This is a genomic window from Pseudomonas sp. GW821-FHT09C10, from assembly GCF_059418085.1.
The window spans coordinates 295,022-319,521 of record NZ_JBWKPE010000006.1; the positions used below are offsets into that span (position 1 = coordinate 295,022).

Genomic DNA, 24,500 nt, shown 5'->3' on the forward strand with positions numbered 1-24,500 from the left:
TCCTAGAACGGAATATCGTCATCAAAGCTGTCGAAATCCGGAGCCGGTTGCGGAGCGGCCTGTTGCGGCGCTGGACGCGACTCACGCTGTGGCTGCTGGCTTGGCTGCGGACGCGACTGCTGTGGACGCGGTGCCGAGTTGGACATGCCACCCTGACCCTGTTGGTCGCCCTGTGGACGACCGCCCAGCAGTTGCATGGTGCCTTGCATGTCGACCACGATTTCAGTGGTGTAACGCTTGATGCCGTCTTTTTCCCACTCGCGGGTTTGCAGCTTGCCTTCGATGTAGACCTGCGAACCTTTGCGCAGGTATTCACCGGCGATCTCTGCGACCTTGCCGAACATCGACACACGGTGCCATTCGGTTTTCTCGACCTTCTGGCCGGTCTGCTTGTCGGTCCACTGTTCGCTGGTCGCCAGACTCAGGTTGGTCACGGCGTTACCGTTAGGCAAGTAGCGAACTTCGGGATCCTGGCCGCATGTACCGACCAATATGACTTTGTTAACCCCACGGGCCATAACGTTCTCCTATGCTGGGCGCGCTGTCGGCACTGGGTTGACCAGTTGCTCGAGCGTCGCGCGATCCAATAATTCGGTGTCCAATTTGATGTAAATGGCCGCCTCTTCCGCGACCACGACAGCATCCGTTACCCCTACGACAGCCTTCAGGCGCTCTACCAGACCGCTTTCACGGATCGCCTCAGGCGATAGTGGCAAACGCAGACTTGTGACGTAGGGAGGTTCGCGCATGGTAACAGCAAAGGCCAACCAAAGTGCAGCCAGCCCGGCGCATCCAAGGAACACAACCGACAAACCGCCATGCTGGAACATCCAGCCGCCCATGATGCCGCCCAACGCTGAACCCAGGAACTGGCTGGTGGAATACACCCCCATCGCCGTGCCCTTGCCACCGGCCGGTGAAACTTTACTGATCAGCGAAGGCAATGAAGCCTCCAGCAGGTTGAAAGCGGTGAAGAACACCACCGTACCGATAACCAGCGCCCGTAGGCTGTCGCCGAACTGCCAGAAGAATAGTTCAGTGAGCATCAATGTCGCGACGGCGCCGAGCAAAACTCGTTTCATTTTGCGTTTCTTCTCGCCATAGATGATGAACGGGATCATGGCGAAGAACGAAATCAGCAGTGCGGTGAGGTAGACCCACCAATGCTGCTCCTTGGGCAGCCCGGCTTTTTGCACCAGGGCCAGGGGCAAGGCGACGAAGCTGCACATCAGCATTGCGTGTAATACGAAGATACCTAAATCCAGGCGCAACAGATCGGGGTGCTTGAGCGTCGGCAACAGGGCCTTGCGTGCGACGCCCGACTCACGGTGCTGCAACGTGCCAGTGGAGCGCGGCACCATGAAGGCCACGATCACGATCCCGAACAACGCCATGCCGCCGGTGGCAAGGAACAGGCCGTGCAAGCCAAAGGCGCGCGTCAGCAACGGGCCCACGACCATGGCCACGGCGAACGACAGACCGATGGTCATGCCGATCATGGCCATGGCCTTGGTGCGGTGTTGCTCACGGGTCAGGTCGGACAGCAGCGCCATGACGGCAGCGGAAATCGCCCCGGCACCTTGCAGGATGCGTCCGGCGATCACACCCCAGATCGAATCGGATTGTGCCGCGAGCACGCTGCCGAGGGCGAAGACAATCAACCCGAGGTAAATCACCGGACGCCGGCCAATGCGGTCGGAAATGATTCCGAACGGGATCTGAAAAATCGCCTGGGTCAGGCCATAGGCGCCAATCGCCAGGCCGATCAGTGCGGGGGTCGCGCCTGCCAGATCCATTCCATAGGTAGCCAGTACCGGCAACACCATGAACATGCCAAGCATACGGAACGCGAACACCAGGGCCAGACCGCTTGCTGCTCGGGTCTCGCCGCTACTCATGCGTTCGCTGTGGGGATCGTGCATGGAAAAACCTCGTGTGAACCGGCGGCGATTCTACCAGTCCCATCGATTGAGAGGGTATATGCGGCGCTTTGCCGCGCAGCTTTCATGTAAGGCTGCACACGGCACTTTGACAGTGTATATTCATCCAGTCTTTATCCGTATACTCCTGCATTATTTACGCCCGCCGTGCGAGGCCATCTTGGACAAGATCCTGATTCGTGGGGCTAGAACCCACAACCTGAAGAACATCGACCTGACCCTGCCCCGGGACAAACTGATCGTCATCACCGGCCTGTCCGGCTCCGGCAAATCGTCCCTGGCGTTCGACACGCTGTATGCCGAAGGTCAGCGTCGCTATGTGGAATCGCTGTCGGCCTATGCCCGGCAGTTCCTGTCGATGATGGAAAAGCCGGACGTCGACACCATCGAAGGCCTCTCGCCGGCGATTTCCATCGAGCAGAAGTCGACTTCCCATAACCCACGCTCCACCGTGGGCACCATCACCGAAATCTACGACTACCTGCGCCTGCTCTACGCGCGGGTAGGCATCCCGCGCTGCCCGGACCACGACATTCCGCTGGAAGCCCAGACCGTCAGCCAGATGGTCGACCTGGTGCTGGCCCAACCGGAAGGTGCCAAGCTGATGCTGCTGGCGCCGGTGATTCGCGAGCGCAAGGGCGAACACCTCTCTGTATTCGAAGAGCTGCGTGCTCAAGGTTTCGTACGTGCGCGTATCAACGGCAAGCTGTATGAGCTGGACGAAGCGCCGAAACTCGACAAGCAGAAGAAGCACTCGATTGATGTAGTGGTCGATCGCTTCAAGGTGCGGTCCGACCTGCAGCAGCGTCTGGCGGAATCGTTCGAGACCGCGTTGAAACTGGCGGACGGCATTGCCCTGGTGGCGCCGATGGATGATGAGCCGGGTGAAGAGATCATCTTCTCCGCGCGCTTTGCCTGCCCGATCTGTGGCCACGCCATCAGCGAGCTGGAGCCCAAGCTGTTCTCCTTCAACAACCCGGCTGGTGCCTGCCCGACCTGCGATGGCCTGGGCGTGAAGCAATTCTTCGACATCAAGCGCCTGGTCAACGGCGACCTGACATTGGCGGAGGGCGCGATACGCGGCTGGGACAGGCGTAACGTCTACTACTTTCAGATGCTCGGGTCGTTGGCGTCCCATTACAAGTTCAGCCTTGAAGTACCTTTCAACCAACTGCCGGCAGACCAGCAGAAAGTCATCCTCAATGGCAGCGGCTCGCAGAACGTCGACTTCAAGTACCTGAACGACCGTGGCGACATCGTCAAGCGCTCCCACCCGTTCGAAGGCATCGTGCCGAACCTGGAGCGGCGCTACCGCGAGACTGAATCGGCGAGTGTGCGCGAGGAGCTGGCGAAATTCCTCAGCACCCAACCTTGCCCGGATTGCCGGGGCACTCGCCTGCGTCGTGAGGCGCGGCATGTATGGGTGGGTGAGAAGACGCTGCCGGCGGTGACCAACCTGCCGATCGGCGATGCCTGTGAATACTTTGGTGTGCTGAAGCTCACCGGGCGCCGTGGGGAAATTGCCGACAAGATCCTCAAGGAGATCCGCGAGCGCCTGCAGTTCCTGGTTAACGTTGGCCTGGACTATCTGTCGCTGGATCGCAGCGCGGATACGTTGTCCGGCGGTGAAGCGCAGCGGATTCGCCTGGCCAGCCAGATTGGTGCCGGCCTGGTGGGGGTGCTGTACATCCTCGATGAGCCTTCGATTGGTTTGCACCAGCGGGATAACGATCGTCTGCTGGGCACGCTGAAACATCTGCGGGATATCGGCAATACGGTGATCGTGGTCGAGCACGATGAAGACGCGATTCGCCTGGCGGACTACGTGGTCGATATTGGCCCAGGCGCCGGCGTGCATGGAGGACATATTGTCGCCGAGGGCACGCCTGCCGAGGTAATGGCACATCCCGACTCGTTGACCGGCAAGTACCTGTCCGGCCGCGTGAAGATCGCAGTGCCAGCCAAGCGTACACCGCGCAACAAGAAGATGGCGTTGCACCTCAAGGGCGCGCGCGGCAACAACTTGCGCAATGTTGACCTGGAAATACCACTGGGCCTGCTGACCTGCGTGACCGGTGTTTCCGGCTCAGGCAAGTCGACGCTGATCAACAACACGCTGTTCCCCTTGAGTGCCACCGCCTTGAACGGCGCCACAACCCTGGAAGCCGCCGCGCACGACAGCATCAAGGGTCTGGAACACCTGGACAAGGTCGTCGATATCGACCAGAGCCCGATTGGCCGCACACCGCGCTCCAACCCCGCGACCTACACCGGGTTGTTCACGCCTATTCGTGAGCTGTTTGCTGGCGTGCCGGAATCCCGTTCACGGGGCTACGGGCCAGGCCGGTTCTCGTTCAACGTCAAGGGCGGTCGCTGTGAAGCGTGCCAGGGCGATGGCCTGATCAAGGTGGAGATGCACTTCCTCCCGGACATCTACGTGCCGTGCGATGTGTGCAAGAGCAAGCGTTATAACCGCGAAACCCTGGAGATCAAGTACAAGGGCAAGAGCATCCATGAAACCCTCGAGATGACCATCGAGGAAGCGCGGGTGTTCTTTGATGCGGTTCCGGCGCTTGCGCGCAAGCTGCAGACGCTGATGGATGTGGGTCTGTCGTATATCAAGCTGGGGCAGTCGGCGACCACGCTGTCCGGTGGTGAGGCGCAGCGGGTTAAGCTGTCTCGCGAGCTATCCAAACGCGATACGGGCAAGACCTTGTATATCCTGGACGAACCGACAACTGGCTTGCACTTTGCGGATATTCAGCAATTGCTGGATGTGTTGCACCGCTTGCGCGATCACGGCAACACCGTGGTGGTGATCGAGCACAATCTGGATGTGATCAAGACGGCCGACTGGCTGGTGGATCTAGGGCCGGAAGGCGGATCCAAGGGTGGCCAGATCATTGCGGTAGGTACGCCGGAGCAGGTCTCCGAGATGCCACAATCGCATACGGGCTACTACTTGAAACCATTGCTGGCGCGCGACCGGGCCTGATTTATCAGGCTCAATAAAAAGCCCCTGTCACTGCTGAAGTGACAGGGGCTTTTTTGTAGGAAATCAGAACTGCGATTGCAGGTAGTTTTCCAGGCCAATCAGCTTGATCAAGCCCAACTGCTTTTCCAGCCAGTAGGTGTGATCTTCTTCGGTATCGTTCAACTGCACGCGCAGAATTTCCCGCGTGACGAAATCGCTGTGCTGTTCGCAGAGCTCGATGCCCTTGCAGAGAGCGGCACGCACCTTGTATTCAAGACGAAGATCGGCTGCAAGCATGTCAGGTACGCTGGTGCCCACATCCAGATCGTCGGGACGCATACGCGGCGTGCCTTCGAGCATCAGGATACGACGCATCAGTGCATCGGCGTGCTGTGCCTCTTCTTCCATTTCGTGGTTGATACGCTCGTAGAGTTCGGTGAAACCCCAGTCTTCGTACATGCGCGAGTGGATGAAATATTGGTCACGAGCTGCCAGTTCGCCCGTCAGCAACGTGTTGAGGTAATCGATTACGTCGGGGTGACCTTGCATCGCCCTACATCTCCCTGCTTGAAAGTCTGTAGTTTGAACCATGATGACTCGGAGGTCACGGGACTAACGGCAGAAAAGTGAAGATTTCCGCAGAAAAGTAGCTGAAATAACGCAAAAACCGCCCAAATGAGGGCGGTTCTGCTTATCGTTTAGAGTCAGTTAAGCGATACACCCAGTGCCTTTGCGATTGCTTCTCCATAAGCAGGATCCGCCTTGTAGAAGTGCTGCAATTGACGCTGGACCACATCATCGGAAACTCCGCCCATTGCCCCTGCGATATTGCTGGTGAGCAACGCTTTCTGCTCATCGCTCATCAGGCGAAACAACGCACCGGCATGGCTGTAGTAGTCGGTATCTTCACGGTGATCGTAACGATCAGCCGCACCGCTCAAGGGCAATGCAGGCTCGGCGTACTGTGGCGCTTGCTTCGGAGCTTCGGCGTAGCTGTTCGGTTCGTAGTTCGGAGTCGCACCACCATTGCTGCCAAATGCCATCGAACCATCACGCTGGTAGCTATTGACCGGACTGCGCGGAGCATTCACCGGCAATTGCTGGTGGTTGGTACCCACACGGTAGCGGTGAGCATCTGCGTAAGCGAAAACACGACCTTGAAGCATACGGTCTGGCGACAGGCCAACGCCTGGAACCATGTTGCTTGGGCCAAATGCAGCCTGCTCTACTTCAGCGAAGTAGTTCTGCGGGTTGCGGTTAAGTTCCAGCTCACCCACTTCAATCAACGGGAATTCTTTCTGCGACCAGGTTTTGGTCACATCAAACGGATTCTCGTAATGGGCGTTCGCCTGGGCCTCGGTCATGACCTGGATGCAGACCCGCCATTTCGGGAAGTCACCGCGCTCGATCGCACCAAACAAATCACGCTGGGCGTAATCAGGATCAGTACCGGCCAGGCGGGCCGCCTCAGCCGGCGCCAGGTTCTTGATACCTTGCTTGGTTTTGTAGTGCCACTTCACCCAGTGCCGCTCGCCGCGGGCGTTAATCAAGCTGTAGGTGTGGCTGCCAAAGCCGTGCATATGACGGTAGCCATCGGGAATACCACGGTCCGAAAACAGAATAGTGACTTGGTGCAGCGCCTCTGGAGAGTGCGACCAGAAGTCCCACATCATTTGCGCGCTTTTCAGGTTGCTTTGCGGCAACCGCTTCTGAGTGTGGATGAAATCTGGGAATTTCAGCGGATCGCGTATGAAGAACACCGGTGTGTTGTTACCCACGATGTCCCAATTACCTTCTTCGGTGTAGAACTTCAAGGCAAAACCACGGGGATCGCGCTCAGTGTCTGCCGAACCACGCTCACCGCCCACAGTAGAGAAACGCAGGAACGTTGGAGTTTGCTTACCAACGGACTCGAACAATTTGGCGCTGGTGTACTGGGTGATGTCCCGGGTGACCGTGAAGATACCGTAGGCACCTGACCCCTTGGCGTGTACGCGACGCTCAGGGATGTTTTCACGGTTGAAATGGGCAAGTTTCTCGATCAGGTGAAAATCGTCAAGAAGCAGCGGGCCGCGCGGGCCGGCTGAACGGGAATTCTGGTTATCCGCAACGGGAGCGCCGCTGGCGGTGGTAAGGATTTTATTCTGGCTCATGCTCAATTTTCCTCAGGTCGGACTTGGAACTGCCGGCTAATCGGCTTGGAGGGAGTATTGACCATCAACATGACACCTACAAATTCATTAAATCGTAAGCTTCAATAGAAAATAACTAACAATACCCCAGCGCACATAGTGCTTAACGCTGTCTGAGGAAGCTTGTACACATCGCGCTTTTGTTACGCCCACAAAAAACCGGGCACTAGGCCCGGTTCTTCGTTACAGCTTGTCGTCTTACTCGGCGCTTACAGCTTCGCCGGCAGTAGCACGATCAACCAACTCGACGTACGCCATAGGCGCGTTGTCGCCAGCGCGGAAACCGCACTTGAGGATGCGCAGGTAGCCACCCTCACGGGTAGCGTAACGCTTGCCCAGGTCGTTGAAGAGCTTACCAACGATAGCTTTCGAACGAGTACGGTCGAAAGCCAGACGGCGGTTAGCCAGGCTGTCTGTCTTGGCCAAAGTGATCAGCGGCTCAGCAACGCGACGCAGTTCTTTAGCTTTCGGCAGTGTAGTTTTGATCAGCTCGTGCTCGAACAGCGACACCGCCATGTTTTGAAACATGGCCTTGCGGTGCGAGCTGGTACGGCTCAGGTGACGACCACTTTTACGATGACGCATGGTTCATTCCTTACCAAACTCACGTTCGGTGATTACGACGATCAGGCAGTCGCCTTGTCGTCCTTCTTAAGACTTGCAGGCGGCCAGTTGTCGAGGCGCATGCCGAGGGACAGACCGCGGGAGGCCAGAACGTCCTTGATTTCAGTCAAGGATTTCTTGCCCAGGTTCGGAGTCTTCAACAGTTCTACTTCGGTACGCTGAATCAGGTCGCCGATGTAGTAAATGTTTTCCGCCTTAAGGCAGTTAGCCGAACGTACAGTCAGTTCCAGATCGTCAACCGGGCGAAGCAGGATCGGATCGATCTCGTCTTCCTGCTCGATTACCACTGGTTCGCTGTCACCTTTGAGGTCGACGAACGCAGCCAACTGCTGTTGCAGAATGGTTGCAGCGCGGCGGATAGCCTCTTCAGGATCCAAAGTACCGTTGGTTTCCAGATCAATAACCAGCTTGTCCAGGTTAGTACGCTGCTCGACACGGGCGTTTTCCACCACGTATGCGATACGACGAACCGGGCTGAACGAAGAGTCAAGCTGCAAGCGACCAATGCTGCGGCTTTCGTCTTCATCGCTCTGACGCGAGTCGGCCGGTTCATAACCACGACCACGAGCTACGGTGAGCTTCATGTTCAGGGCGCCGTTAGACGCCAGGTTAGCGATTACGTGATCGGGGTTAACGATCTCGACATCATGATCCAGCTGAATATCGGCAGCGGTAACCACCCCCGAACCCTTCTTCGACAAGGTCAGCGTAACTTCGTCACGGCCGTGCAGCTTGATAGCCAGACCTTTAAGGTTCAACAGGATTTCAATTACGTCTTCCTGTACACCTTCGATGGCGCTGTACTCGTGGAGCACACCGTCAATCTCGGCCTCGACTACTGCACAGCCGGGCATTGAGGACAACAGGATGCGGCGCAGCGCGTTGCCCAGGGTGTGGCCAAAACCACGCTCGAGAGGCTCGAGAGTGATCTTGGCGCGGGTTGGACTGACAACCTGCACATCAATGTGGCGGGGTGTCAGGAACTCATTTACCGAAATCTGCATGGATGCACCTATTTTCTAGCCCTTACTTGGAGTAGAGCTCGACAATCAGGCTTTCGTTGATGTCGGCGGACAGATCACTGCGAGCAGGAACGTTCTTGAAAACGCCCGACTTCTTCTCAGTGTCTACTTCTACCCATTCTACGCGGCCACGTTGGGCACACAGATCGAGAGCTTGGACAATGCGAAGTTGGTTTTTTGCTTTCTCGCGAACTGCGACCACGTCACCAGCACGAACCTGGTAGGACGGAACGTTTACGGTCTGACCGTTAACGCTGATCGACTTGTGCGATACCAGCTGACGGGATTCGGCACGAGTCGAACCAAAGCCCATACGGTATACAACGTTGTCCAGACGGCATTCGAGCAGTTGCAGCAGGTTTTCACCGGTTGCACCTTTCTTGCCAGCAGCTTCTTTGTAGTAGCCGCTGAACTGACGCTCGAGAACGCCGTAGATACGACGGACCTTCTGCTTTTCACGCAGTTGGGTGCCGTAATCGGACTGGCGACCGCGGCGTTGGCCGTGGATACCAGGTGCTGCTTCAATGTTGCACTTCGATTCGATCGCGCGCACGCCGCTCTTCAGGAAGAGATCGGTGCCTTCGCGACGAGCGAGTTTGCATTTTGGACCAATGTAACGAGCCATTCTTTACAATCTCCTGGATTACACGCGGCGCTTCTTCGGCGGACGGCACCCGTTGTGCGGGATTGGCGTCACGTCGGTGATGCTGGCGATCTTATAGCCACAGCCGTTCAAAGCACGGACAGCAGACTCACGACCTGGACCTGGACCTTTGACGTTAACGTCGAGGTTTTTCAGGCCATATTCCAGCGCAGCTTGACCAGCACGTTCAGCAGCTACTTGAGCAGCAAACGGCGTGGACTTGCGGGAACCGCGGAAACCCGAACCACCGGAGGTAGCCCAAGAAAGCGCGTTACCTTGACGGTCGGTGATGGTCACGATGGTGTTGTTAAAAGATGCATGGATGTGGGCGATGCCATCAACCACTGTCTTTTTAACTTTTTTACGAGGACGAGCAGCAGGTTTTGCCATGATAATTTTCCTGTCGATTCGCTGGGGCGATTACTTGCGGATCGGCTTACGCGGACCTTTACGGGTACGCGCGTTAGTCTTGGTACGCTGACCGCGCACTGGAAGACCACGACGATGACGCAGACCGCGATAGCAACCGAGGTCCATCAAACGCTTGATTTTCATGTTGATTTCGCGACGCAGGTCACCTTCAGTGGTGAACTTCGCCACTTCGCCACGCAGCAATTCAATCTGCTCGTCGCTCAGATCCTTGATCTTAGCGGCTGGGTTTACCCCAGCAACTGCGCAAATTTTCTGCGCAGTAGTGCGACCAACACCATAGATGTAGGTCAGCGAGATAACAGTGTGCTTGTTATCTGGAATGTTAACGCCTGCAATACGGGCCATTCAGTGGGACTCCAATTGACAGCTACCTACGCCCCGGAAGCCAAGAAATAGGGCGCGAGATAATATCGCTGTAATAACAAATAATCAACCCGGCAGCGCACTAGCTGCCGGGCTTCAAGCGGATCACACTCAGCCTTGGCGCTGTTTGTGACGCGGTTCCGCGCTGCAAATTACTCGAACAACACCTTCGCGGCGAATAATCTTGCAGTTACGGCACAGCTTTTTCACCGATGCACGAACTTTCATCACCAACTCCTCGAACCTTATGGGTACTCAGCGCAACATGCCGCTGCCGTAACCCTTCAGGTTGGCTTTCTTCATCAGGGATTCGTACTGGTGCGAAACGAGGTGCGATTGTACTTGGGACATGAAGTCCATCACAACCACGACCACGATCAGCAACGAGGTCCCGCCAAGGTAGAACGGAACGTTTGCTGCAACCACCAGGAACTGGGGCAACAAGCACACGGCCGTCATATATAGAGCACCGAACAGGGTCAAACGAGTCAGAACGCCATCAATGTAGCGTGCCGACTGCTCACCTGGACGAATACCCGGAATAAAGGCACCGGACTTCTTCAGGTTTTCCGCTACGTCTTTCGGATTGAACATCAACGCCGTATAGAAGAAGCAGAAGAAAATAATCCCTGCACTAAACAGCAGAATATTCAACGGCTGACCAGGAGCGATCGACTGAGAGAGGTCCTGCAGCCAGCCCATATTTTCAGACTGACCAAACCAGGTACCCAACGAAGCCGGAAACAGCAAAATGCTGCTCGCGAAAATTGCCGGAATAACACCGGCCATATTCACTTTCAGCGGCAAGTGGCTGGTCTGCGCAGCAAAAACCTTACGGCCCTGCTGACGCTTGGCGTAGTGAACAGCAATACGACGCTGGCCACGCTCAATGAACACCACAAAACCGATAATCGCTACTGCCAGCAAACCGATGGCAACCAGGGCGAAGATATTGATATCACCCTGACGTGCAGACTCGAAAGACTGCCCGATTGCTCTCGGAAGACCGGCGACGATACCTGCGAAAATCAACATCGAGATACCGTTACCAACACCACGCTCAGTAATCTGCTCACCCAGCCACATCATGAACATCGCACCAGCCACAAACGTGGATACCGCGACGAAATGGAAGCCAAAGTCACCAGTGAACGCAACGCCCTGCCCTGCCAGGCCAACGGACATGCCGATAGCTTGGACCAGGGCGAGGACGACAGTGCCGTAGCGGGTGTACTGGCTAATCTTGCGACGGCCAGCTTCACCTTCCTTCTTCAACTGCTCCAGCTGCGGGCTGACGGCGGTCATCAATTGCATGATGATCGATGCCGAGATGTACGGCATGATCCCCAGTGCAAAAATGCTCATCCGCTCCAGCGCACCGCCAGAAAACATGTTGAACAAGCTAAGAATGGTCCCCTCATTCTGTCGAAACAGGTCTGCGAGTCGGTCCGGGTTGATACCTGGAACCGGGATGTGTGCGCCTATTCGGTAGACGATAATCGCCAGGAACAGAAAACGCAGACGAGCCCAAAGTTCAGACATACCGCCTTTGCCGAGCGCTGAGAGAGCACCTTGCTTAGCCATTTATTCCTCGAACTTGCCGCCAGCTGCTTCGATAGCCGAACGCGCACCTTTGGTGGCGCCGATTCCCTTGCCGATAGTGACAGCGCGAGTCACTTCACCGGACAGCATGATTTTCACACGCTGTACGTTGACGTTGATCACGTTGGCATCTTTCAGGGTCTGCACAGTAACGATGTCGCCTTCCACTTTAGCCAGCTCGGACAGACGCACTTCTGCGCGGTCCATGGCCTTCAGGGAAACGAAGCCGAACTTAGGCAGGCGACGATGCAGCGGCTGTTGACCGCCTTCAAAGCCTGGAGCAATGGTGCCACCGGAGCGGGAGGTTTGACCTTTGTGGCCACGGCCACCAGTCTTACCCAAACCGCTACCGATACCACGGCCCGGACGATGCTTTTCGCGACGGGAACCCGGCGCTGGACTCAGATCATTGAGTTTCATCGATTAACCCTCGACACGCAGCATGTAGTAAGCCTTGTTGATCATCCCGCGATTCTCGGGAGTATCCTGGACTTCTACAGTGTGACCGATGCGACGCAGACCCAAACCCTTAACGCACAATTTGTGGTTAGGGATGCGGCCGGTCATGCTTTTGATCAGCGTTACTTTAACGGTAGCCATGATCAGAAGATCTCCTTGACGCTTTTGCCACGCTTGGCGGCAATGGATTCAGGAGATTGCATAGCTTTCAAACCCTTGAAAGTGGCGTGAACCACGTTTACCGGGTTAGTCGAGCCATAGCACTTGGCCAGAACGTTCTGAACGCCAGCAACCTCGAGGACAGCACGCATAGCGCCGCCAGCGATGATACCGGTACCTTCAGAAGCAGGCTGCATGTACACCTTCGAAGCGCCGTGAGCGGACTTCATTGCGTACTGCAGCGTGGTGCCGTTCAGATCAACTTGGATCATGTTGCGACGAGCAGCTTCCATTGCCTTCTGGATCGCAGCAGGCACTTCACGTGACTTGCCACGGCCGAAGCCAACGCGCCCTTTACCATCACCCACCACGGTCAACGCGGTGAAAGTGAAGATACGGCCGCCTTTAACGGTTTTGGCTACGCGGTTAACTTGAACCAGCTTCTCAATGTAGCCTTCGTCGCGCTTTTGGTCGTTATTTGACATAACTTAGAACTCCAGCCCAGCTTCACGAGCAGCATCAGCCAGCGCTTTAACGCGGCCGTGGTACTTGAAGCCAGAGCGGTCGAAAGCCACTTGCGAGACGCCAGCGGCCTTAGCACGCGTAGCGACCAGCTGGCCAACCTTTGTGGCCGCGTCGATGTTGCCAGTGGCACCATCACGCAGTTCTTTATCCAAAGTCGAGGCGCTGGCCAGGACTTTGTTGCCGTCGGCCGAGATGACCTGGGCGTAGATGTGCTGCGACGAGCGGAACACGCAGAGACGCACGACTTCGAGTTCGTGCATTTTCAGGCGTGCTTTGCGAGCGCGACGCAGTCGAGTAACTTTTTTGTCGGTCATTTGCTATGCCCTACTTCTTCTTGGCTTCTTTACGACGGACGACTTCGTCCGCGTAGCGCACACCTTTGCCTTTGTACGGCTCTGGTGGACGGAAGTCGCGGATCTCAGCAGCCACTTGACCTACCAGTTGCTTATCGATGCCCTTGATCAGGATATCGGTCTGGCTAGGAGTCTCAGCGGTGATGCCTTCCGGCAGTTCGTAATCCACTGGGTGCGAGAAGCCAAGGGCCAGGTTCAAAACCGTGCCTTTTGCTTGCGCTTTGTAACCAACACCGACCAGCTGGAGCTTACGCTCGAAGCCTTGGCTTACGCCTTGGACCATGTTGTTTACCAACGCACGCGTGGTACCAGCCATTGCGCGAGTTTGTTGATCGCCATTGCGAGCAGCGAAACGCAGCTCACCAGCTTCTTCAACGATCTCAACGGACGAATGGATATTCAGTTCAAGAGTGCCCTTGGCACCCTTCACCGAAAGCTGTTGGCCTGCGAATTTGACTTCGACACCGGCTGGCAGCTTAACGGGGTTCTTAGCGACGCGAGACATGCTTATCCCCCCTTAGAACACAGTGCAAAGAACTTCGCCGCCGACACCGGCAGCGCGCGCAGCACGATCCGTCATCACACCTTTGTTGGTGGAGACGATAGACACGCCCAGACCGCCACGAACTTTCGGCAGATCTTCAGCGGACTTGTACTGACGCAGGCCTGGACGGCTAACGCGCTTCACTTCCTCGATGACCGAACGGCCTTCGAAGTACTTCAGCTCGATGGACAGCAGTGGTTTGATTTCGCTGCTGATCTGATAACCCGCAATGTAGCCTTCGTCTTTCAGGACTTTGGCAACAGCAACCTTCAACTTGGAAGATGGCATGCTTACGACGGACTTTTCAGCCATCTGGGCATTACGGATACGAGTTAGCATGTCCGCTAACGGGTCCTGCATACTCATGGGCTAGACGCTCCTAATACAAAAAAATTAGCCTTGCGGCTACATATATCGCTGAGAACTTCCGGGTAAAAAACACGGGCTCAGGCGAGCCGCGTATTTTAGACACACTCCGGAAATGAAACAAGCCCCAAAAGGGGCTTGTTCCAGATTCAAGGTCACCGGCGGTCAGTATCTTTCGATTCGGACCACCTGGACGCTGAAAGTACTTACCAGCTGGCTTTAACCAGACCTGGTACGTCACCACGCATTGCCGCTTCACGCAGTTTGTTACGGCCGAGGCCGAACTTGCGGTAAACGCCGTGTGGACGACCGGTCAGGCGGCAGCGGTTACGCATGCGCGAAGCGCTTGCGTCACGTGGCTGCTTCTGCAGGGCAACTGTAGCTTCCCAACGCGCTTCTGGACTTGCGTTCAGATCAACGATGATTGCTTTCAGTGCTGCACGCTTCTTGGCGTACTTGGCAACCGTGAGCTGACGCTTCAGCTCGCGGTTTTTCATGCTCATCTTGGCCATGGTCCTACTCCAATCAGTTGCGGAACGGGAATTTGAAAGCACGCAACAGGGCGCGACCTTCATCATCGTTCTTGGCAGTGGTGGTCAGGGTGATGTCCAGACCGCGGAGAGCATCGATCTTGTCGTAGTCGATTTCCGGGAAGATGATCTGCTCTTTCACGCCCATGCTGTAGTTACCACGACCATCGAAGGACTTGGCATTCAGGCCGCGGAAGTCGCGAACCCGAGGCAGGGAGATCGACAGCAGACGATCCAGGAATTCGTACATACGCTCACGGCGCAGAGTCACTTTGACGCCGATCGGCCAACCTTCACGGACTTTAAAGCCAGCGATGGATTTGCGAGCGTAGGTCACAACGACTTTCTGGCCGGTGATCTTTTCCAGGTCGGCAACAGCGTGCTCGATGACTTTTTTGTCACCGATCGCTTCGCCCAGACCCATGTTCAGGGTGATTTTGGTAACGCGCGGAACTTCCATCACGTTCCCAAGCTTAAGTTCTTCCTTAAGCTTAGGGGCGATTTCCTTCCGGTAAATCTCTTGTAGTCGTGCCATGGTCTAATCTACCTAGCAGTGTTCAAGCATCAACCGCTTTTTGGGTCGACTTGAAGACACGAATTTTCTTACCGTCTTCTACTTTGAAACCAACGCGGTCAGCCTTGTTGGTTTCGCCGTTGAAGATGGCGACGTTAGAAGCGTCCAGCGGAGCTTCTTTCTCGACGATACCGCCCTGCACGCCCGACATCGGGTTAGGCTTGGTATGACGCTTGACCAGGTTCAGACCACCGATAACCAGACGGTTATTAGCGAGAACCTTAAGCACCTTACCGCGCTTACCTTTGTCTTTGCCGGCGATCACGATGATCTCGTCGTCACGACGAATCTTTTGCATGTCGGATCTCCTTACAGCACTTCTGGGGCGAGCGAGACGATCTTCATGAACTTCTCAGTACGAAGCTCACGGGTCACTGGCCCAAAGATACGGGTGCCGATCGGCTCTTGCTTGTTGTTCAGAAGAACAGCAGCGTTGCCATCAAAGCGGATAATGGAGCCATCTGCACGACGTACGCCGTGACGAGTGCGGACTACAACAGCAGTCATCACTTGGCCTTTTTTCACTTTACCGCGAGGAATTGCTTCCTTGACGGTAACCTTGATGATGTCACCGATACCAGCGTAACGACGATGGGAGCCACCCAGCACCTTGATGCACATAACACGGCGAGCGCCGCTGTTATCGGCCACATCGAGCATGGATTGAGTCTGAATCATATAATTTCTCCGACCCCTAGTCCTTAGACTTCCACAGCGCGTTCGAGAACATCAACCAATGCCCAAGACTTGGTCTTGGCCAGCGGACGAGTTTCACGAATAGTGACTTTGTCGCCGATGTGGCACTGGTTGGTTTCGTCGTGCGCGTGCAGCTTAGTCGAACGCTTAACATATTTACCGTAGATCGGGTGCTTAACGCGACGCTCGATCAAAACGGTGATGGTTTTGTCCATCTTGTCGCTGACAACACGGCCAGTCAGCGTACGGACAGTCTTTTCGGCTTCAGCCATGATCACTTACCTGCCTGCTGGTTGAGCACAGTCTTCACGCGAGCGATGTCACGCTTAACTTGCGAGAGCAGATGAGACTGCCCCAACTGGCCAGTTGCTTTCTGCATGCGCAGATTGAACTGGTCGCGCAGCAGGCCGAGCAGTTGCTCGTTCAGCTGCTGTGCGGATTTTTCACGAAGTTCATTCGCTTTCATCACATCACCGTCCGTTTAACAAAGGCGGTGGCGAGCGGCAGCTTTGCAGCAGCCAGGGCAAAAGCCTCACGCGCCAGCTCTTCAGTTACACCCTCGATTTCATACAGGACTTTGCCTGGCTGAATCTGGGCTACCCAGTATTCCACGTTACCCTTACCTTTACCCATCCGAACCTCGAGAGGCTTTTTGGAGATCGGCTTGTCCGGGAATACACGGATCCAGATCTTGCCGCCACGTTTAACGTGACGGGTCAGTGCACGACGCGCTGACTCGATCTGACGAGCGGTGAGACGACCACGAGCTACAGACTTCAGCGCGAACTCGCCGAAGCTGACTTTGCTACCGCGCTGAGCCAGACCACGGTTGTGGCCTGTCATCTGCTTGCGGAACTTCGTACGCTTAGGTTGCAACATTTGGCGTACCCCTTACTTAGCAGCTTTTTTACGAGGCGCTGGTGCTTGTGGTTTCAGTTCTTCTTGGCGACCACCAATTACTTCGCCTTTGAAGATCCAAACCTTTACACCGATCACACCGTAAGTGGTGTGAGCTTCGTAGTTGGCATAGTCGATGTCGGCACGCAGGGTGTGCAGTGGCACACGACCTTCGCGATACCATTCAGTACGTGCGATTTCAGCACCGCCGAGACGACCGCTCACTTGGATTTTGATGCCTTTGGCACCAATGCGCATGGCGTTCTGTACGGCGCGCTTCATAGCACGACGGAACATTACGCGACGCTCCAGCTGCTGAGCTACGCTCTGCGCAACCAGCATACCGTCGAGCTCCGGCTTGCGGATCTCTTCGATATTGATGTGCACAGGCACACCCATTTGCTTGGTCAGGTCCTGACGCAGTTTCTCAACATCTTCACCTTTCTTCCCGATAACGATACCTGGACGAGCGGTGTGGATGGTGATACGTGCAGTTTGCGCCGGACGATGGATATCGATACGGCTTACGGACGCGCTTTTTAGTTTGTCTTGGAGATACTCACGCACCTTCAGATCAGCGAACAAATAGTCCGCATAAGTCCGACCGTCTGCGTACCAGACGGAGGTGTGCTCCTTGACGATTCCCAGGCGAATGCCAATGGGATGTACTTTCTGACCCATCTCTTCGACTCCGTTACTTGTCAGCAACCTTGACAGTGATATGGCAAGACCGCTTGACGATGCGATCAGCACGGCCTTTGGCACGTGGCATGATGCGCTTCAGCGAACGCCCTTCGTTGACGAAAACGGTGCTGACCTTCAGGTCATCAACGTCTGCGCCTTCGTTATGCTCGGCGTTGGCTACGGCCGACTCCAGCACTTTCTTCATGATCTCGGCGGCTTTCTTACTGCTGAAAGCCAACAGGTTGAGCGCTTCGCCCACCTTCTTCCCGCGGATCTGGTCGGCGACCAAGCGGGCTTTCTGGGCGGAGATTCGAGCGCCCGACAACTTAGCGGCTACTTCCATTTCCTTACCCCTTAACGCTTGGCTTTCTTGTCTGCCACGTGCCCACGATAAGTGCGGGTACCGGCAAACTCGCCCAGTTTGTGGCCGACCATGTCTTCGTTAACGAGAACTGGGACGTGCAGACGACCGTTGTGTACAGCGATGGTCAGACCGACCATTTGTGGCAGGATCATCGAACGACGCGACCAGGTCTTAACTGGTTTGCGATCGTTCTTTTCCGCCGCCACTTCGATCTTCTTCAGTAGGTGAAGATCAATAAAAGGACCTTTTTTCAGAGAACGTGGCACTGTCGTATCCCTCTATTTACTTGCGACGACGGACGATCATTTTGTCGGTACGCTTATTACCACGAGTCTTCGCGCCCTTAGTCGGGAAGCCCCATGGCGATACCGGATGACGACCACCAGAGGTACGACCTTCACCACCACCGTGTGGGTGGTCAACCGGGTTCATGGCAACACCACGAACGGTTGGGCGAACGCCACGCCAGCGTTTGGCACCAGCTTTACCCAGCGAACGCAGGCTGTGCTCGGAGTTCGAGACCTCACCCAGGGTCGCGCGGCATTCAGCCAGCACTTTACGCATCTCACCAGAACGCAGACGCAGGGTCACGTAGACACCTTCACGAGCGATCAGCTGAGCCGAAGCACCAGCGGAACGAGCGATTTGCGCGCCTTTACCTGGCTTCAATTCGATGCCGTGTACGGTGCTACCAACTGGAATGTTACGCAGCTGCAGAGCGTTGCCCGGCTTGATCGGTGCCAGGGCACCTGCGATCAGCTGGTCGCCAGCGCTCACGCCTTTAGGGGCGATGATGTAGCGACGCTCGCCATCTGCGTACAGCAACAGAGCGATGTGAGCAGTACGGTTTGGATCGTATTCGATACGCTCGACAGTGGCAGCGATGCCATCTTTGTCGTTACGACGGAAGTCGACCAGACGATAATGCTGCTTATGGCCACCACCAATGTGACGAGTGGTAATACGACCATTGTTGTTACGACCACCAGACTTCGATTTCTTCTCGAGCAGCGGTGCGTGAGGAGCGCCTTTATGCAGCTCCTGGTTGACCACCTTGACCACAAAACGGCGGCCAGGGGAAGTCGGTTTGCATTTAACGATTGCCATGATGCACCCCTTCCTTACTCAGCACTGCTGCTGAAATCGAGATCTTGGCCTGGCTGAAGGGAGATAACTGCCTTCTTCCAGTCATTACGCTTGCCCAGACCGCGAGCAGTGCGCTTGCTCTTACCCAGAACATTCAGGGTAGTAACACGCTCAACTTTCACGCTGAACAGGCTTTCGACGGCCTTCTTGATTTCCAGCTTGGTTGCGTCAGTTGCAACCTTGAAAACGAACTGGCCTTTCTTGTCAGCCAGAACCGTAGCCTTTTCGGAAACGTGCGGGCCAAGCAGAACTTTAAATACGCGTTCCTGGTTCATCCCAGCAGCTCCTCGAATTTCTTCACGGCCGACACGGTGATCAACACCTTGTCGTATGCGATCAGACTAACTGGATCGGAACCTTGCACGTCACGGACATCAACGTGTGGCAGGTTACGAGCAGCCAGGTACAGGTTCTGATCAACAGCTTCAGACACGATCAAAACGTCGGTCAGGCTCATGTTGTTCAGTTTGCCCAGCAGATCTTTGGTTTTTGGACTTTCAACAGCGAAGTCCTGAACCACGACCAGGCGATCAGTACGCACGAGTTCAGCAAGGATGGAGCGCAGTGCTGCGCGATACATCTTCTTGTTGAGCTTCTGAGAGTGATCCTGCGGACGAGCTGCGAAAGTGGTACCGCCGCCGCGCCAGATTGGGCTACGGATAGTACCGGCACGAGCACGGCCAGTACCTTTCTGACGCCAAGGGCGCTTACCGCCACCACGAACGTCGGAACGGGTCTTTTGCTGCTTGCTACCTTGACGGCCGCCGGCCATGTAGGCCACGACTGCTTGGTGAACCAGCGTCTCGTTGAATTCGCCGCCAAATGTCAGTTCGGAAACTTCGATCGCTTGAGCGTCATTTACATTTAATTGCATGTCAGCTTCCCCTTAACCGCGAGCCTTGGCCGCTGGACGTACAACCAGGTTGCCGCCAGTAGCGCCAGGAACAGCACCCTTGACCAACAACAGATTGCGTTCAGCGTCGACGCGCACTACTTCGAGGGACTGCACGGTCACGCGCTCAGCGCCCATATGACCGGACATTTTTTTGCCCTTGAATACACGACCAGGAGTCTGGCACTGGCCAATAGAGCCCGGGACGCGGTGGGAAACGGAGTTACCGTGAGTGTTGTCTTGACCACGGAAATTCCAACGCTTGATCGTACCCTGGAAGCCTTTACCTTTGGACTGACCGGTTACATCAACCAGTTGACCAGCAGCGAAGATTTCAGCGTTGATCAGATCGCCAGCCTGGTAGTCGCCTTCTTCAAGACGGAACTCCATGACAGTACGACCAGCTGCAACGTTTGCTTTAGCGAAGTGACCTGCTTGAGCAGCAGTCACACGCGAAGCGCGACGCTCGCCGACAGTGACTTGCACTGCACGATAGCCATCGGTTTCTTCAGTTTTGAACTGGGTGACGCGATTCGGCTCGATCTCAATGACCGTAACCGGAATGGAGACACCTTCTTCGGTGAAAATACGGGTCATACCGCATTTACGACCGACTACACCAATAGTCATGTTGTAAACCTCATGAGTGTACGGGGCTTTCACCCGCTATGGCCGCCCATTTCAGAGCGTTACACGACTAAGACCCAAGTCTTAGCCGAGGCTGATCTGTACTTCCACACCGGCCGCCAGATCGAGCTTCATAAGAGCATCAACGGTTTTATCCGTTGGCTGGACGATGTCCAGTACGCGCTTATGAGTACGGATCTCGTACTGGTCACGCGCGTCTTTGTTGACGTGCGGGGAGACCAGAACGGTGAACCGCTCTTTACGGGTAGGCAGTGGAATTGGACCACGCACTTGAGCACCAGTACGTTTCGCGGTTTCCACGATTTCCTGGGTGGATTGGTCGATCAGGCGATGGTCAAAAGCCTTCAACCTGATACGGATTTGCTGATTTTGCATTGGATTTCAGACTCCGGCTGCTATTCCCAGCGAGCGCAATACGCCCGTTAAAAGGAGGCGCAATTCTATAGACGCCCTAGATAGGTGTCAACCCAATAAAAAAGCCCCCGCTGAGCGGGGGCTTTTCAAAGCATCGAAGCTATCTCAGAAGAGACGCTTACTCGATGATTTTAGCTACAACACCAGCACCAACGGTACGGCCGCCTTCACGGATAGCGAAGCGCAGACCGTCTTCCATTGCGATGGTCTTGATCAGGGTAACTTCCATTTGGATGTTATCGCCTGGCATTACCATTTCAACGCCTTCTGGCAGCTGGCAGTTACCAGTCACGTCAGTAGTACGGAAGTAGAACTGTGGACGGTAGCCTTTGAAGAACGGAGTGTGACGACCGCCTTCTTCCTTGCTCAGAACGTAAACTTCTGCGGTGAACTTGGTGTGCGGCTTAACCGAACCTGGCTTAACCAGAACCTGGCCACGCTCAACGTCGTCACGCTTGGTACCACGCAGCAGAACGCCGCAGTTCTCGCCAGCACGACCTTCGTCGAGCAGCTTGCGGAACATTTCAACACCAGTGCAGACAGTGTTGGTAGTGTCACGCAGACCAACGATTTCCAGAGCATCTTGAACGCGAACGATACCGCGCTCGATACGACCAGTCACAACAGTACCACGACCGGAGATCGAGAATACGTCTTCGATTGGCATCAGGAACGGCTTGTCGGTCAGACGAACTGGTTCTGGGATGTAGCTGTCCAGGGTTTCAACCAGTTTACGAACGGCAGTGGTGCCCATTTCGTTATCGTCTTTGCCTTCCAGCGCCATACGAGCAGAACCGATGATGATCGGAGTGTCGTCGCCTGGGAAGTCGTAAGTGCTCAGCAGATCGCGCACTTCCATCTCAACCAGTTCCAGCAGCTCAGCGTCGTCTACCAGGTCAGCCTTGTTCAGGAAAACCACGATGTACGGAACGCCTACCTGACGGGACAGCAGGATGTGCTCACGGGTTTGTGGCATCGGACCATCAGCGGCCGAGCAAACCAGGATCGCGCCGTCCATCTGGGCAGCACCAGTGATCATGTTCTTCACATAGTCAGCGTGACCTGGGCAGTCAACGTGAGCGTAGTGACGGATCTTCGAGTTGTACTCGACGTGCGCGGTGTTGATGGTGATACCACGAGCTTTTTCTTCTGGAGCGCTGTCGATTTTATCGAAATCAACGACTGCAGAACCGAAAACCTCGGAGCAGACGCGAGTCAGAGCTGCGGTCAGAGTGGTTTTACCGTGGTCAACGTGACCGATAGTGCCAACGTTGACGTGCGGTAGGGAACGATCAAATTTTTCTTTAGCCACGACAATTAACTCCTTGCCTAAAGGACTGAATCAGCCTTGTTTTTTGGATACAGTTTCAGCGATGTGCGCCGGAGCTGTGTTGTATTTTTTGAATTCCATAGAGTAGCTTGCGCGACCCTGGGACATGGAACGAACGTCGGTCGCATAACCGAACATCTCACCCAACGGGACCTCGGCGCGAATCACTTTGCCGGAAACCGTGTCTTCCATACCCAAGATCATGCCGCGACGACGGTTAAGGTCGCCCATGACATCACCCATATAGTCTTCAGGTGTAACAACTTCTACCGCCATGATTGGCTCAAGCAACTCACCACCGCCCTTCTGGGCCAGTTGCTTGGTTGCCATGGAAGCAGCCACCTTAAACGCCATCTCGTTGGAGTCGACGTCGTGGTAAGAACCGTCAAAAACGGTTGCTTTCAGGCCGATCAGCGGATAGCCGGCAACAACACCGTTCTTCATCTGCTCTTCGATACCCTTCTGGATAGCAGGGATGTATTCCTTAGGAACAACACCACCCACTACTTCGTTCACGAATTGCAGACCTTCCTGACCTTCGTCAGCAGGAGCAAAACGGATCCAGCAGTGACCGAACTGACCACGACCGCCGGACTGACGAACGAACTTGCCTTCGATTTCACAGTTTTTCGTGATGCGCTCACGATAGGAAACCTGAGGCTTACCGATGTTGGCTTCGACGTTGAACTCACGGCGCATCCGGTCAACCAGGATGTCCAGGTGCAACTCGCCCATGCCAGAGATGATCGTTTGACCAGTCTCTTCATCAGTTTTGACGCGGAAAGATGGATCTTCCTGAGCAAGCTTGCCCAGAGCGATACCCATTTTTTCCTGGTCATCCTTGGTCTTAGGTTCTACGGCAACCGAAATAACCGGCTCCGGGAAGTCCATGCGAACCAGGATGATTGGCTTGGCAGCGTCGCACAAAGTCTCACCAGTGGTGACGTCCTTCATGCCGATCAAGGCCGCGATGTCACCAGCGCGCACTTCCTTGATCTCTTCACGGGCGTTTGCGTGCATTTGCACCATACGACCCACACGCTCTTTCTTGCCTTTGACCGAGTTGATCACGCCGTCGCCGGAGGCCAACACGCCCGAGTAAACGCGGACGAAGGTCAGAGTACCCACGAATGGGTCGGTAGCGATCTTGAACGCCAGAGCCGAGAACGGCTCGCTGTCGTCAGCATGACGCTCCATCTCTTCTTCCTCGTTATCAGGGTTGGTACCCTTGATAGCAGGAATGTCGGTAGGAGCAGGCAGGTAGTCGATCACGGCGTCGAGAACCAGGGGAACCCCCTTGTTCTTGAAGGAAGAACCGCAAACAGCCAAGACGATCTCACCAGCGATAGTACGCTGACGCAGAGCGGCCTTGATTTCCACGTTGGTGAGTTCTTCACCTTCGAGGTACTTGTTCATCAGCTCTTCGCTGGCTTCGGCGGCAGCCTCAACCATGTTGTTGCGCCACTCGTCAGCCAGTTCCTGCAATTCTGCAGGGATAGGCTTGCGAACAGGAACCATACCTTTGTCAGCGTCATTCCAGTAGACCGCTTCCATGTTGATCAGATCGATCTGACCCTGGAAGTTGTCTTCGGAACCGATAGCCAATTGGATTGGCACCGGAGTATGACCCAGACGCTGCTTGATCTGACCGATCACGCGCAGGAAGTTGGCACCAGCACGGTCCATCTTGTTTACATAAACAAGACGTGGAACGCCGTATTTGTTGGCTTGACGCCATACGGTTTCCGACTGAGGCTCGACACCCGAGGTACCGCAGAACACAACCACAGCGCCGTCGAGTACGCGCAGGGAACGTTCAACTTCAATAGTGAAGTCTACGTGGCCCGGGGTATCGATAACGTTGAAGCGGTGCTCATCTTTGTACTGCTTCTCGGAACCTTTCCAGAAGGCGGTAATAGCAGCAGAAGTAATGGTAATACCACGCTCCTGCTCCTGAACCATCCAGTCTGTGGTCGCGGCGCCATCATGCACCTCGCCCATTTTGTGACTTTTGCCGGTGTAAAACAGTACGCGCTCGGTGGTGGTGGTTTTACCAGCATCCACGTGAGCAACGATACCGATGTTACGGTAGCGGCTAATCGGAGTAGTACGAGCCATAAAGCCCTC

General features: G+C 55.4%; 35 protein-coding genes. 1 reads left to right on the forward strand and 34 read right to left on the reverse strand.

Features of this window, described 5'->3' with window-relative positions; all coding sequences use genetic code 11:
- Nucleotides 1-2: 2 nt before the first annotated feature.
- The gene (locus AC07OT_RS14775; protein WP_003232445.1) at nt 3-518 is read right to left on the reverse strand and encodes a single-stranded DNA-binding protein; all 516 of its coding nucleotides are present in this window, start codon (nt 516-518) and stop codon (nt 3-5) included.
- Nucleotides 519-527: 9 nt separating this feature from the next.
- Complete coding sequence (locus tag AC07OT_RS14780) at nt 528-1,922, reverse strand: MFS transporter (RefSeq protein WP_024077673.1); 1,395 nt, start codon at nt 1,920-1,922, stop codon at nt 528-530.
- A gap of 178 nt (nt 1,923-2,100) precedes the next feature.
- Here AC07OT_RS14780 and uvrA point away from each other — a divergent pair, with 178 nt between their 5' ends.
- A complete protein-coding gene (uvrA, locus tag AC07OT_RS14785) occupies nt 2,101-4,935 on the forward strand; it encodes an excinuclease ABC subunit UvrA (RefSeq protein ID WP_098480843.1) in 2,835 nt (944 codons plus the stop codon).
- Between the two features lie 63 nt (nt 4,936-4,998).
- Here uvrA and bfr read toward each other — a convergent pair whose 3' ends face one another.
- From bfr to fusA, 32 genes are all read right to left on the reverse strand, one after another.
- Nucleotides 4,999-5,463: a bacterioferritin gene (gene bfr / locus AC07OT_RS14790; protein ID WP_017525959.1), complete on the reverse strand. Its 465-nt coding sequence runs from the start codon at nt 5,461-5,463 to the stop codon at nt 4,999-5,001.
- Nucleotides 5,464-5,618: 155 nt separating this feature from the next.
- Complete coding sequence (locus tag AC07OT_RS14795; protein ID WP_495108374.1) at nt 5,619-7,067, reverse strand: catalase; 1,449 nt, start codon at nt 7,065-7,067, stop codon at nt 5,619-5,621.
- Between the two features lie 237 nt (nt 7,068-7,304).
- Nucleotides 7,305-7,691: a 50S ribosomal protein L17 gene (rplQ, locus tag AC07OT_RS14800; RefSeq protein ID WP_003176402.1), complete on the reverse strand. Its 387-nt coding sequence runs from the start codon at nt 7,689-7,691 to the stop codon at nt 7,305-7,307.
- A 41-nt stretch (nt 7,692-7,732) separates the two neighbouring features.
- Nucleotides 7,733-8,734 (reverse strand): DNA-directed RNA polymerase subunit alpha, encoded by a 1,002-nt coding sequence (locus AC07OT_RS14805; protein ID WP_003176403.1) that lies wholly within the window; start codon nt 8,732-8,734, stop codon nt 7,733-7,735.
- Between the two features lie 22 nt (nt 8,735-8,756).
- A complete protein-coding gene (gene rpsD, locus AC07OT_RS14810) occupies nt 8,757-9,377 on the reverse strand; it encodes a 30S ribosomal protein S4 (protein ID WP_003176404.1) in 621 nt (206 codons plus the stop codon).
- 18 nt (nt 9,378-9,395) lie between these two features.
- The gene (rpsK, locus tag AC07OT_RS14815) at nt 9,396-9,785 is read right to left on the reverse strand and encodes a 30S ribosomal protein S11 (protein WP_002555466.1); all 390 of its coding nucleotides are present in this window, start codon (nt 9,783-9,785) and stop codon (nt 9,396-9,398) included.
- Nucleotides 9,786-9,815: 30 nt separating this feature from the next.
- On the reverse strand, nt 9,816-10,172 hold the full coding sequence (rpsM, locus tag AC07OT_RS14820; RefSeq protein WP_024077676.1) for a 30S ribosomal protein S13: 357 nt from the start codon (nt 10,170-10,172) through the stop codon (nt 9,816-9,818).
- Nucleotides 10,173-10,301: 129 nt separating this feature from the next.
- Complete coding sequence (gene rpmJ / locus AC07OT_RS14825) at nt 10,302-10,418, reverse strand: 50S ribosomal protein L36 (protein ID WP_002555468.1); 117 nt, start codon at nt 10,416-10,418, stop codon at nt 10,302-10,304.
- A 27-nt stretch (nt 10,419-10,445) separates the two neighbouring features.
- Complete coding sequence (secY, locus tag AC07OT_RS14830; protein WP_003194637.1) at nt 10,446-11,774, reverse strand: preprotein translocase subunit SecY; 1,329 nt, start codon at nt 11,772-11,774, stop codon at nt 10,446-10,448.
- Nucleotides 11,775-12,212, reverse strand: a complete 438-nt coding sequence (gene rplO / locus AC07OT_RS14835; protein ID WP_003176407.1) for a 50S ribosomal protein L15 — start codon at nt 12,210-12,212, stop codon at nt 11,775-11,777.
- A 3-nt stretch (nt 12,213-12,215) separates the two neighbouring features.
- Nucleotides 12,216-12,392, reverse strand: coding sequence for a 50S ribosomal protein L30 (gene rpmD, locus AC07OT_RS14840; protein WP_003176408.1), 177 nt, complete (start codon nt 12,390-12,392; stop codon nt 12,216-12,218).
- Nucleotides 12,393-12,394: 2 nt separating this feature from the next.
- On the reverse strand, nt 12,395-12,895 hold the full coding sequence (rpsE, locus tag AC07OT_RS14845) for a 30S ribosomal protein S5 (protein WP_003186035.1): 501 nt from the start codon (nt 12,893-12,895) through the stop codon (nt 12,395-12,397).
- Nucleotides 12,896-12,898: 3 nt separating this feature from the next.
- Entirely contained in the window at nt 12,899-13,249 is a 351-nt protein-coding gene (rplR, locus tag AC07OT_RS14850) for a 50S ribosomal protein L18 (RefSeq protein ID WP_003186037.1), read from the reverse strand.
- A gap of 10 nt (nt 13,250-13,259) precedes the next feature.
- Complete coding sequence (gene rplF / locus AC07OT_RS14855) at nt 13,260-13,793, reverse strand: 50S ribosomal protein L6 (protein ID WP_003176412.1); 534 nt, start codon at nt 13,791-13,793, stop codon at nt 13,260-13,262.
- A 12-nt stretch (nt 13,794-13,805) separates the two neighbouring features.
- Nucleotides 13,806-14,198: a 30S ribosomal protein S8 gene (gene rpsH / locus AC07OT_RS14860; protein ID WP_003176413.1), complete on the reverse strand. Its 393-nt coding sequence runs from the start codon at nt 14,196-14,198 to the stop codon at nt 13,806-13,808.
- Between the two features lie 206 nt (nt 14,199-14,404).
- The gene (gene rpsN / locus AC07OT_RS14865; protein WP_003176414.1) at nt 14,405-14,710 is read right to left on the reverse strand and encodes a 30S ribosomal protein S14; all 306 of its coding nucleotides are present in this window, start codon (nt 14,708-14,710) and stop codon (nt 14,405-14,407) included.
- 13 nt (nt 14,711-14,723) lie between these two features.
- A complete protein-coding gene (gene rplE, locus AC07OT_RS14870; RefSeq protein WP_003194642.1) occupies nt 14,724-15,263 on the reverse strand; it encodes a 50S ribosomal protein L5 in 540 nt (179 codons plus the stop codon).
- 22 nt (nt 15,264-15,285) lie between these two features.
- Complete coding sequence (rplX, locus tag AC07OT_RS14875) at nt 15,286-15,600, reverse strand: 50S ribosomal protein L24 (protein WP_003176416.1); 315 nt, start codon at nt 15,598-15,600, stop codon at nt 15,286-15,288.
- Between the two features lie 11 nt (nt 15,601-15,611).
- Complete coding sequence (gene rplN / locus AC07OT_RS14880) at nt 15,612-15,980, reverse strand: 50S ribosomal protein L14 (RefSeq protein WP_002555479.1); 369 nt, start codon at nt 15,978-15,980, stop codon at nt 15,612-15,614.
- A 23-nt stretch (nt 15,981-16,003) separates the two neighbouring features.
- Nucleotides 16,004-16,270, reverse strand: coding sequence for a 30S ribosomal protein S17 (gene rpsQ / locus AC07OT_RS14885; RefSeq protein ID WP_003176419.1), 267 nt, complete (start codon nt 16,268-16,270; stop codon nt 16,004-16,006).
- Nucleotides 16,271-16,272: 2 nt separating this feature from the next.
- Nucleotides 16,273-16,464 (reverse strand): 50S ribosomal protein L29, encoded by a 192-nt coding sequence (gene rpmC / locus AC07OT_RS14890; protein WP_002555481.1) that lies wholly within the window; start codon nt 16,462-16,464, stop codon nt 16,273-16,275.
- A complete protein-coding gene (gene rplP, locus AC07OT_RS14895; protein ID WP_003232424.1) occupies nt 16,464-16,877 on the reverse strand; it encodes a 50S ribosomal protein L16 in 414 nt (137 codons plus the stop codon). Before rplP ends, rpmC begins: the two co-directional genes overlap by 1 nt.
- A 12-nt stretch (nt 16,878-16,889) precedes the next feature.
- A complete protein-coding gene (gene rpsC / locus AC07OT_RS14900) occupies nt 16,890-17,576 on the reverse strand; it encodes a 30S ribosomal protein S3 (RefSeq protein WP_003176422.1) in 687 nt (228 codons plus the stop codon).
- Between the two features lie 13 nt (nt 17,577-17,589).
- Nucleotides 17,590-17,922: a 50S ribosomal protein L22 gene (rplV, locus tag AC07OT_RS14905; protein ID WP_003103908.1), complete on the reverse strand. Its 333-nt coding sequence runs from the start codon at nt 17,920-17,922 to the stop codon at nt 17,590-17,592.
- Between the two features lie 11 nt (nt 17,923-17,933).
- Nucleotides 17,934-18,209, reverse strand: a complete 276-nt coding sequence (gene rpsS, locus AC07OT_RS14910) for a 30S ribosomal protein S19 (RefSeq protein WP_003232420.1) — start codon at nt 18,207-18,209, stop codon at nt 17,934-17,936.
- 16 nt (nt 18,210-18,225) lie between these two features.
- Nucleotides 18,226-19,050: a 50S ribosomal protein L2 gene (gene rplB, locus AC07OT_RS14915; RefSeq protein ID WP_003186055.1), complete on the reverse strand. Its 825-nt coding sequence runs from the start codon at nt 19,048-19,050 to the stop codon at nt 18,226-18,228.
- Between the two features lie 14 nt (nt 19,051-19,064).
- Complete coding sequence (rplW, locus tag AC07OT_RS14920) at nt 19,065-19,364, reverse strand: 50S ribosomal protein L23 (protein ID WP_002555488.1); 300 nt, start codon at nt 19,362-19,364, stop codon at nt 19,065-19,067.
- Entirely contained in the window at nt 19,361-19,963 is a 603-nt protein-coding gene (gene rplD / locus AC07OT_RS14925; RefSeq protein ID WP_003176424.1) for a 50S ribosomal protein L4, read from the reverse strand. The genes rplW and rplD overlap by 4 nt, the downstream gene beginning before the upstream one ends.
- Before the next feature lie 12 nt (nt 19,964-19,975).
- A complete protein-coding gene (rplC, locus tag AC07OT_RS14930; RefSeq protein WP_007253310.1) occupies nt 19,976-20,611 on the reverse strand; it encodes a 50S ribosomal protein L3 in 636 nt (211 codons plus the stop codon).
- 81 nt (nt 20,612-20,692) lie between these two features.
- A complete protein-coding gene (gene rpsJ / locus AC07OT_RS14935) occupies nt 20,693-21,004 on the reverse strand; it encodes a 30S ribosomal protein S10 (protein ID WP_003186070.1) in 312 nt (103 codons plus the stop codon).
- Nucleotides 21,005-21,161: 157 nt separating this feature from the next.
- On the reverse strand, nt 21,162-22,355 hold the full coding sequence (gene tuf, locus AC07OT_RS14940; RefSeq protein ID WP_027605166.1) for an elongation factor Tu: 1,194 nt from the start codon (nt 22,353-22,355) through the stop codon (nt 21,162-21,164).
- Between the two features lie 30 nt (nt 22,356-22,385).
- Nucleotides 22,386-24,491: an elongation factor G gene (gene fusA / locus AC07OT_RS14945; RefSeq protein ID WP_003210087.1), complete on the reverse strand. Its 2,106-nt coding sequence runs from the start codon at nt 24,489-24,491 to the stop codon at nt 22,386-22,388.
- Between the last annotated feature and the right edge of the window lie 9 nt (nt 24,492-24,500).